The sequence below is a fragment of the Nocardioides sp. P5_C9_2 genome, assembly GCF_054049555.1.
On record NZ_JBFUMD010000503.1, the window covers coordinates 1 to 2,759 of the forward strand.

2 protein-coding genes and 1 pseudogene are annotated in these 2,759 nt (G+C 69.9%); all 3 read left to right on the forward strand.

The genetic code is table 11. The features are described 5' to 3' along the window. Positions 1–450, forward strand: a 450-nt coding sequence (locus tag ACXJKL_RS18825; protein ID WP_457208531.1) for an SCO family protein, incomplete at its 5' end; no start/stop codon positions are given. Next, positions 447–1,355: a prolipoprotein diacylglyceryl transferase gene (gene lgt, locus ACXJKL_RS18830; RefSeq protein WP_457208532.1), complete on the forward strand. Its 909-nt coding sequence runs from the start codon at positions 447–449 to the stop codon at positions 1,353–1,355. The genes ACXJKL_RS18825 and lgt, both read left to right, overlap by 4 nt. A gap of 162 nt (positions 1,356–1,517) precedes the next feature. Then, positions 1,518–2,759, forward strand: a pseudogene (locus ACXJKL_RS18835) (glutamate synthase subunit alpha); the annotation flags it as partial.

A 2,759-nucleotide genomic window follows, 5' to 3' on the forward strand; every position in this document is an offset into this window, starting at 1 on the left:
GCGTACAGCCTCGCCGACGACACCGACAAGCCGCTCACGCTCGTCTTCTTCGGCTACACGCACTGCCCCGACATCTGCGGCCTGGTGATGTCCAACCTCACCACCGGGCTCAACCAGCTGGACGACGCCGAACGGGACAAGGTCGACGTCGTCTTCGTCACCACCGACCCGACCCGCGACCGCCCGGACGTGCTGTCCGACTACCTCGCCCAGTACGCCGACGGCTACGTCGGCCTCACCGGCCCGCTCGACACGATCACCGCGGTAGCCAAGCCGCTCGGCATCGCCGTCGAGAGGGGGGACAAGCTCCCCAGCGGGGGGTACGACGTCACCCACGGCACCCAGGTCATCGGCATCGATGGCGACGACCGGGCCCCCGTCTTCTGGGGCCACGAGACCTCCGCCGCCCAGTTCCGCTCCGACATCGAGACCCTCCTGAGCGAGTCATGACCTCTCTTCCGGCGTTGTCCGAGATCCTCGTCCAGTCCATCCCGAGCCCCGGCCAGGGCATCTGGTACCTCGGACCGCTGCCCGTGCGCGGCTACGCCCTCAGCATCATCCTGGGGATCGTGGTGGCCATCTGGATCGGCGAGCGCCGCTGGATCGCCCGCGGCGGTCGCGCCGGGGAGATCAGCGACCTGGCGATCTGGGGGGTGCCGTTCGGCCTCGTCGGCGGGCGGCTGTACCACGTCGTCACCGACTGGCAGCTCTACTTCGGCGAGGGCCGCGACCCCGTGGCCGCGCTCTACGTGTGGCGCGGCGGCCTCGGCATCTGGGGGGCCATCGCCCTCGGTGCCGTGGGCGTGATGATCGGCGCGCGGCGACACCACATCAAGCTGCTGCCGATGCTCGACGCGATCGCGCCCGGGGTCCTCGTCGCCCAGGCGATCGGACGCTGGGGCAACTGGTTCAACCAGGAGCTCTACGGCCGGCCCACCGACCTGCCCTGGGGCCTCGAGATCGACCCGGCCCACCGGCCGGACGCCTACCCGGACGTCGCGACGTACCACCCGACGTTTCTCTACGAGTGCCTGTGGAACCTCGGTGCCTTCGGCCTCCTGATCTGGCTCGACAGCCGTCTGCGCCTCGGCTTCGGGCGCGTGGCCGCGCTCTACGTGATGCTCTACACGCTCGGCCGCGGCTGGATCGAGAACCTGCGCATCGACGACGTGCAGCTCATCGACGTCGGCGGCCTGCGGTTCAACGTCTGGACGTCGCTCGTGCTGTTCGTGCTCGCCGCCGGCTACTTCGCCTGGGCCACGGTGAAGCGCCCGGGGCGCGAGGAGACCGTCTACACGCGCGAGCCGGACACCGACGGGTCGTCGGCCGTCGCCCCCGAGGCGTCTGAGGGCTGAGATCGCCGTCTCACCGCGTGGCGCGGCCGGTGATAGATTTCCGACGCGCGGGCCAACGTCGTCCCTTGCCGATCGCCATGTCCACCTCGTGGACGTCCACTCACTGGATCCGCTGGTGCACCGCTGAGCGGTGACCAGTGCACGACGACGGGAGAAAGCCAGATGCACGCCATCCCGCCGCCCCAAGGGCTCTACGACCCCCGCCACGAGCACGATGCGTGTGGCGTGGCGTTCGTGGCCACCCTGACCGGCGTTGCCAGCCACGACATCGTTGCCAAGGCGCTCACCGCCCTGCGCAACCTCGACCACCGCGGTGCCGCCGGCGCCGAGACCAACTCGGGCGACGGCGCGGGCATCCTGATGCAGGTGCCCGACGCCTTCCTGCGGGACGTGGTCGACTTCGACCTCCCCCCGCAGCGCAGCTACGCCGTCGGCACGGCGTTCATCCCCGGTGACGAGACCGTCGTGGCCGCAGCCCGCGCGCGGATCGAGGAGATCGCCACCGAGGAGGGCCTGTCCGTCCTCGGGTGGCGCGAGGTCCCGGTCGACCCCTCGACGCTGGGTGCCACCGCGCTCAGCGTGATGCCCACCTTCGTGCAGCTCTTCGTCTCCGGCTCCAGCACCCGCGTGAGTGGCATGGCCCTGGAGCGCCTCGCCTTCTGCCTGCGCAAGCGCGCCGAGCACGAGACCGGCGTCTACTTCCCGTCGCTGTCCTCACGCACGCTGGCCTACAAGGGCATGCTGACCACCGACCAGCTCGACCACTTCTTCCCCGACCTGGTCGACGAACGGGTCGCATCGGCGATGGCGGTCGTGCACTCGCGCTTCTCCACCAACACCTTCCCGAGCTGGCCGCTGGCCCACCCGTTCCGCTTCATCGCGCACAACGGCGAGATCAACACCGTGATGGGCAACCGCAACTGGATGCGGGCCCGCGAGGCGCTGCTGTCCAGCGACCTCATCCCGGGTGACCTCGAGCGCCTGTTCCCGATCTGCACGCCGGGCAGCTCCGACTCGGCCTCCTTCGACGAGGTCCTCGAGCTGCTGCACATGGGCGGCCGCACGCTGCCCCACTCGGTGCTGATGATGATCCCCGAGGCCTGGGAGAACCACGCCGAGATGGATCGCAAGCGTCGTGCCTTCTACGAGTTCCACTCCTCGATGATGGAGCCGTGGGACGGTCCCGCCTGCGTCGTGTTCACCGACGGCTCGCAGATCGGCGCCGTCCTCGACCGCAACGGCCTGCGTCCCTCGCGCTACTGGGTGACCGACGACGGCCTCGTGGTCCTCGCCTCCGAGGTCGGCGTCCTGGACATCGACCCGGCCACGGTGGTCCGCAAGGGCCGCCTGAAGCCGGGCCGGATGTTCCTCGTCGACACCGACGAGCACCGCATCATCGAGGAC